4 protein-coding genes and 1 pseudogene are annotated in these 7,098 nt (G+C 54.7%); 2 read left to right on the plus strand and 3 right to left on the minus strand.

Annotated elements, in window-relative coordinates; all coding sequences use genetic code 11:
* Nucleotides 1–295: 295 nt before the first annotated feature.
* From V6N04_RS18755 to V6N04_RS18765, 3 genes and pseudogenes are all read right to left on the minus strand, one after another.
* Nucleotides 296–1,327, minus strand: coding sequence for an IS110 family RNA-guided transposase (locus V6N04_RS18755; protein WP_371171702.1), 1,032 nt, complete (start codon nucleotides 1,325–1,327; stop codon nucleotides 296–298).
* 304 nt (nucleotides 1,328–1,631) lie between these two features.
* Nucleotides 1,632–2,648, minus strand: a pseudogene (locus V6N04_RS18760) (IS110 family RNA-guided transposase).
* Nucleotides 2,649–3,074: 426 nt separating this feature from the next.
* Nucleotides 3,075–4,016, minus strand: coding sequence for a LysR substrate-binding domain-containing protein (locus V6N04_RS18765; RefSeq protein ID WP_371171703.1), 942 nt, complete (start codon nucleotides 4,014–4,016; stop codon nucleotides 3,075–3,077).
* 96 nt (nucleotides 4,017–4,112) lie between these two features.
* Between V6N04_RS18765 and V6N04_RS18770 the strand changes: the two genes are divergently transcribed.
* Entirely contained in the window at nucleotides 4,113–6,539 is a 2,427-nt protein-coding gene (locus V6N04_RS18770; protein WP_371171704.1) for a GcvT family protein, read from the plus strand.
* A gap of 18 nt (nucleotides 6,540–6,557) precedes the next feature.
* On the plus strand, nucleotides 6,558–7,004 hold the full coding sequence (locus V6N04_RS18775) for a trimethylamine methyltransferase family protein (RefSeq protein WP_371171705.1): 447 nt from the start codon (nucleotides 6,558–6,560) through the stop codon (nucleotides 7,002–7,004).
* Nucleotides 7,005–7,098: the final 94 nt, after the last annotated feature.

The following is a 7,098-nucleotide window of genomic DNA, read 5'->3' on the forward strand; positions in this document are numbered from 1 at the left end:
TCCTGTGTGGATATATATGGACCCTGCCTGATTGCAACGGTCTGTTTGGTTCTGGTTTCGAGGTCGCGATTGCTGATGTATATCCGGCTTCTTGAGGCGGCCCGATATATCGTTGCCGCGAGCCCCGATGGATTTCCGCTTGCTTCCCCCTCATTGCCTCCAAGGCATCGGTGCTGACCTTGCCGATCCACACATCAGGTTCGAGAAGCAACGGGCGTGACCCTTTTCCATCTCTTGGCAGATATTGCAATATTCCTGAGATGCCCCTCCTTATGTCAACCTACCGATGCAGGCATCAGGCGAACGCCACTGTGTGACCCGGACGGTATTCCTGATCTTTTGACAGGAGCGACCATACAATCCGTGCATTCTTATTCGCCAATGCGACAGCGACGACATTCGGATGCCGCCGTTCCCGCATACACCCTATCCATTGACTGCGCGCATCGGTTTTCCCGGCGGCGCGACTGAGCACAGCTCGCGCACCATGAATGAGCAATGTTCGCAAGTATCGGTCGCCGCGTTTGCTGATTCCGAACAATCGAGCCTTTCCGCCGCTTGAATGTTGCTTGGGGACTAATCCCAACCAAGCCGCAAATTGCCGCCCATTCCTGAAGCAAGATCGATCACCGATTGCTGCCACCAGTGCAGTGGCAGTTATTGGGCCGATACCTTCGATCTGACCGATGCGCTGGCACATCTCATTTGAGCGGAACAAATTCTTGATTCGACGATTGTAACCTGCGAGCCGGCTGTCCAGTTCGGCCAGTTCATCACGCATGTCGCGCAGCATCTCAATGAAGATGTCCCCAAACGTGCTCTCATGGCCATCGACAATTTCACCAAGGGCGCGCCGGATGCGGGTGATATCCCGTGCCACAACGACACCGTGTTCCCCAAGTAGACCGCGAACCTGGTTCACCAGCCGTGTGCGATTTGCGACCACGCGCTGCCGGATACGATGGACAGCCTGTATTTCCAACTGTTCGGCGGATTTTGGCGGCACGAACCTCATTGATGGTCGGCCGACGGCCTCACAAATCGCTTCCGCGTCATTGCGGTCATTCTTGTTGGATTTCACATAGGGCTTCACGAACTGCGGTGAGATCAGGCGCACTTCGTGTCCCAAATCCGTCAGAACCCGCGCCCAGTAATGTGACCCACAGCACGCTTCCATGCCGACAATACAGGGCTCAAGTTCAGCAAAGAATTGTGCAACTGCATCTCGCCGCAGTGTCTTCCTCAAAACGATCTCATCTAGTGCATCAACACCGTGAACTTCAAATACGTACTTGGCCAGATCAAGGCCGATCCTTGTGATTTGCATGATATGTTCCTCCTTTTTCCTATCCGAAGGTACGCCGATTTTGGGCGGCGGGGTCCATACCATTGGCTCCCGCAAAGCAAGACATTTTGAGGTGATCGGCATTTTTGTCAGAGGCGGTCTTGTGTTCGGCCTGTTTGCGCGGTGCACTTGACCGCTGGCCCTGATGGTTTCCGCGACCCAAGCCCCCATCCCCGCAAGCGGACAGGTGTCGTCCTGGACAAAGCCCGGGGTGTCTTGAGATTGCGGCTGACTCATTGTCATCACTTCTTTGGTCTTGCTTTCTCTGTTTCTTTTCTTTCCGGTATCAGACGGTCCTGATCCTGTAGGGCTCGTTTCGTGTGAGCACCGCCCAGATTATCCGCGCTGTCTTGTTCGCAATGGCTACTGCCGCGAGCTTTGCGGGTTTGCGCTCCACCAGGTCCGCAAACCAGGGATCAAATCGCTCTGGTGTGCTTCTGATCTGTTTCATGCGGGAGGTCATGTCGACGACCATCAGGTGGCGTATGTAGCGGTCACGCATCTTCGATATGCGGCCCAGCCGCTCTTTGCCTCCAGTCGACCGGTTGATCGGCGTTGGCCCCAACCAGGCCGAGAAGTCTCTGCCGCACTTAAACTGTGCTACACTACCTACCGTCGCGACAGTAGACGACGCCGTGATCGGCCCAATGCCTGGGATTGTCTGAAGCAAGGCGATCCTGGGCTCGGACTTTGCAGCTTGTGTCAGCTTGCGACCATACCGGAGCACCCGCCCATGCAGGACCAATATCTGTTCGCTCAGGGCGATGATGGTGTCCAGCGCAACGGGCGGTACGTCCAGAGCCTGCTCATGAGTTGTACGCTTTGCAAACATGACGGCGTGACCGACGCCTGAGCAAAGACGATGCCGAACTCCGCCAACAAACCACGCAGCATGTTGGTCGTCTGGGTTCTCTGTCGAACGACTAGGTGCCCGCTCGGTGCAATGACAGAATAGCCTGCTGTTCAGGCGACCATACCTCGACGAACCGCATGGAGGGACGCGTAACAGGCTCGCAGATTGCCTTTGCATCTGCAGAGTCTGACTTGCCGCGTTTGACGTAGGGCTTCACGTAGACAGGTGCAATCAACCTGACTTCATGGCCCAGCTGGGTCAGTTCTCGCGCCCAGTATTGGCTTGCGTCACAAGCTTCCATACCGCTCAAACATGGCTCAGACACTCGCAGAACGAAATCATCGGGCCGCGCCGCAAAGACAGGCCGAACCCTACGGCACCATCTAGCGTAACTCCGTGAACATGGAAAACGTTCTTGGCTAGATCCAGACCGACTGTTGTAATCTGCATTGGGTGGTTCCTCTCCTAGCAGTTCATGACAACTGCACTATGGCGCATTGCGACGCCGATGGAGCAGGAGCCATCCACCCCATCCCGCATTGTGTGAGCTGGGCCCGAACAGGATTTTGCGTTCGCGGCGAAAGTCTGCAATGCGGGGCTGCGATTGCAGCATTGAGGCAAAGTGTTGGATGCCGGCTTGGGGCCGCCCGCGAGGTCCGTCTAAGTTGGGCAAGGGACAATGCTGGACGGGCTCTGATGGCTGCTACGAGCACAACTTGACCGACGCTGCAGACTGCTCGAACGGCCACTATCAAGAGTAACGCGGGTAATGCCTTCGCCGAGTACGGAGCTTCTCCCTAAACGACCACAGCCAACAAATATATGTCACAGCCATATTTTCCTACATGGAATGACGTGTTGCATCTGTTGATTGTTTTACACCGTAAGGCCCGTTTCATCCGCCTTTAGATTATCCCGCTGGAATTGTGCGACCACCCAATCCCGGAACAACAAGTGGTGAGGTTGTAAAACGCGGTCGCGGGGTGAAATTAGATAAATGCTCTGCTCGGTCTGCACCATTGTGTCCGCGACCCGCACCAGGCGGCCTTCCTGCAAATAGTCGCCAACCAGATGCTGCCATCCTAGGGTTACGCCCTGCCCCACAAGGGCGGCATGGATGGCCGAATGATGGTCGGAAAACAGCACATCAGTAGCGCCGGAAAATGGTACGCCAGCGGCCTCGAACCATTCCGACCATCCCATGCGCGAACGGTTGGGCTCTGTTGCGTGAATCAAGTTTGCCTGTTGCAAAGTCTTCAGTTGCATGCACTCAGGATGCGCTGCTGCATATTCCGGTGAGGCCAACGCATAAAGCCGCTCACGTGCCAGCCGCCAGCTGTGGGCATCATTCCAATCACCCATGCCAATCCGCGTGGTGAAGTCACAAGCCGCTAAAGCGTGTTGTCCAAGATCGCCGTGGTTTTCTGTGATCTCAAAAAGCGTACTGGGGTTTTGCGATCTGAACTCGGCGATACGGGGCACCAGCCACATCGACACAAAACTGGACGAGACATTGATCCTTATTGTTTGGCCGTCGCCGCTGGATTGGATTTGCCGGGTCGCTTGATCAACGCCGATCAGGGCTGCGCGAATCTGGTTGGCAAAAGCGTCACCTTTTGTGGTCAGCGATAATCCCCGGTGTTGTCTGACGAACAACTGTACACCCAGATTTTGTTCCAGTTGACGGATCGACTTACTGACAGCGGGTTGTGAGATGGCCAGTTCATTGGCCGCATGGCTGAAATTTAGATGCCTGGACACCGCCTCGACGACGTAGAGATTGTTAAGGCTCGGCAATGTACGGCGCAAATTTTGCATAACTTCAGGTTATATCAGCCGGGACTCTTTTTGAAGAGCAAAAGCGAAGAGAAGCGCGCTAGAATACCCAATGAAAATTGACCGTGGAGCCATAAAATGAAGTCGCATACCAAAGTTGTTGTTGGCGGTGGGTGTGTCGGGGCGTCAATCCTTTATGGGTTAACCCAGCATGGGTGCAGTGATGCAGTGATGCTGGAACGCACACAATTGACCGCCGGGTCGACGTGGCACGCTGCTGGCCTGTTGGTCACATTTTCGCGGTCGCACAACATCTCAAGAATGACAATGGAGACGATCCGGATTTACGGTGAGGTCGAGGAAAAATTGGGCAGCTCTGTTGGGTTACGGAAGGTGGGCCAATTGCGCGTAGCCAATACCGAAAAGCGCTGGCATGAATTTCAGAGCTATATTTCGATTGCTGAGGCGGCAGGCGTACCCTGTCGTCTTCTGACGCCAGAAGAAGTGGCCGAGGTACATCCGCTTCTGGCCCAGAGCAAAGATATTCGAGGCGGGATTTTGCACGACCAGGATGGCTACATAAATCCTGCTGACATCACGATGGGACTCTCCAAACTGGCCCGTGATCAGGGCGCAACTATTTATCAAAACACCGAAGCTACCGCCTATGAAAAGCTAGATGACGGCACATGGAAGGTAAGCACGAGTCAGGGCGACATTCACTGTGAGCACCTGATCTTTGCGACGGGAAACTACGCGCGCGAAAATGCACGACGCGTCGGGCTCGATCTGCCCTGCATCCCAATTGTGCATCAATACTGGACCACGGAGTCGGTTCCCGAGTTGATCCGCCGTCGCAAGGAGGGGCTCAAGGAGTTCCCGATTTTGCGTGATGAGGACTATGGGGCCTATCTGCGCGAGGACGTCGGTGGTTTTCAATTCGGCCCCTATGAGTTTGAAAAAGATCTAAAACTGTTCGCCGAGGACAAAGTGCCGCCGACTTTTGGTGCTGACCTCCTGCCAGAGGATTTTGACGCGGTGGAAACCCAATGGGAACGTGCCATTGAAAGGGTGCCAGCATTGGGTGAGGTCGGTATCAAGTCCAACACGCGTGGGCCATTCCAGATGACTCCGGACGAACTGCCGCTCTGTGGCCCTGCGCCAGGCCAAAATAATTTGTGGCTGGCGGAAGGCGTGCCCGGTGGTATTCTCTGGGGTGGCACAATGGGCGAGCGCTTGGCGCGCTGGATCGTCAATGGCGATCCGGGTATCGACATGTCCGAAATTGACCCGCGCAGATTTGGTGACTATGCGTCCAAACGCTGGACCATGGACAAAGTGCGCGAGACCTGGGGCAATCATATGAACGCCCGCGTCCCGGGCGAGGATTTTCCATCGGCCCGCCCGCTGAAAACCATGCCCTCTTATGATTTGCTGTCTTCACACGGTGCTGTTTGGACCACGTTTAACGGCTACGAGTTCCCGCGCTGGTTCGCCCCGTCACCCGAATTGGCGGTACCTGAGCATAGCTACTGCCGCACAGAGCATATGCAATACGTTCAGTCCGAGGTGAAAACCACGCGGGAAAATGCCGGTTTCATCGAAATGTCACCGATGACCAAATTCATGGTTCGTGGTCCAGGTGCTGCAGCATGGCTTGACAAAATATTGGCCAACAAGCTTCCCAAAATCGGACGTATGACCCTTTCAGTGACCTGCAATCCGCAGGGTGGGATTGATGGTGAATATACGGTGGTACGCTATTGTGAGGATGAGTTTTATCTGGTCAGCACCCCAAACGGACAAGTTTATAACTGGGATCAACTGTCCCGTCAGCTTCCGAACGATGGGTCGGTAAGCATGGAGGATCTGTCGGAGCAGATGGGTGTTATCGCTCTGGCCGGTCCGAACGCGCGCGAAATCCTGCAACCACTAACGGACAATGATCTGTCAAATGCTAGCTTTCCGTGGCTTTCAGCGCAGATGGGTGAAGTTGGGTATGCCAAAGACGTCCATATGCTGCGCGTAAGTTATACTGGCGAGTTGGGATGGGAATTGCATCACCCGGTTGGATACAACCGCCACTTGGTGGATTTGCTCTTGAAAGCAGGGGTGAAACCCTTTGGCCTTGAGGCGCTGGAATCTATGCGGTTGGAAAAATCCTATCGTGCCATCAACCGCGAACTGCGCAAGGATGTGACTCCGTTTGAGGCTGGGTTGGATCGGTTTGTCGCTTTGGATGGACGCGAGTTCGTTGGTAGCAAAGCTTTACTGGCGCAAAAAAAGGACGGTAATTACGACGTACTCGTAACCTTGAAACTTCCATCATGCGACACCTCAGTGATAGCTGACGAAGGTGTGTACAAGGATGGCAAGCTTATTGGGCGCGTCACCTCGGGCGGCTTTTCCTATTATTGCAACCACGACATCGCGATGGCGTTGGTACCGCAGGGATTCGCCATCGATGGCACCAGGATGCAGGTAAATATACACAACGAGATGCGCGATGCAGAAGTTGTGGACGTCTGCCTTTTCGACCCAACCAGCGCCCGCGCTCGCGGCTGATCAGGAAGGAGTAGTCTTTTGGCTAGAAATGGACCTCGTTTGGGGCGCGCAGCGCGGGTGGAGGCCCGCACCAACCCGGCTCCGGTCTATCTACCGACATTAGACCGCAAGATCGGTCCGATAGACTTGCTCGGCCCTGAAGGCGTCGAAAAGATCCACAATGCGGCAATGACGGTGCTTGAAACAACAGGCATCATATTCCGCGACCCAGTGGCGCTGACCGACTGGAAACGCGCTGGAGCGAAGGTACAAGGTGAGCACGTGTGCATCGATCGAGAGATGCTGATGGATCTGATTTCGACTGTACCGACGACTTACAAGATGCATGCGCGCAATCCCGAACACTCCATTGATATTGGGGGGCGTAATTCAATCTTTGCCAACGCCTATGGTGCGCCATTTGTTTATGGTCTTGATGGTGTTCGCCGCCCCTCCAAACTAGGGCCTGTTAACACTATTACTTAGTGCTATTTGATGCTAGGTATCTGTTATGAATGAGATAACAGAAAATCAATACGCGCTGATCCAGCCCTACTTGCCAGTCCAGCGCGGGAATGTG

The organism is Aliiroseovarius conchicola (assembly GCF_041403445.1).
Taxonomy (GTDB): Bacteria; Pseudomonadota; Alphaproteobacteria; order Rhodobacterales; family Rhodobacteraceae; genus Aliiroseovarius; species Aliiroseovarius conchicola.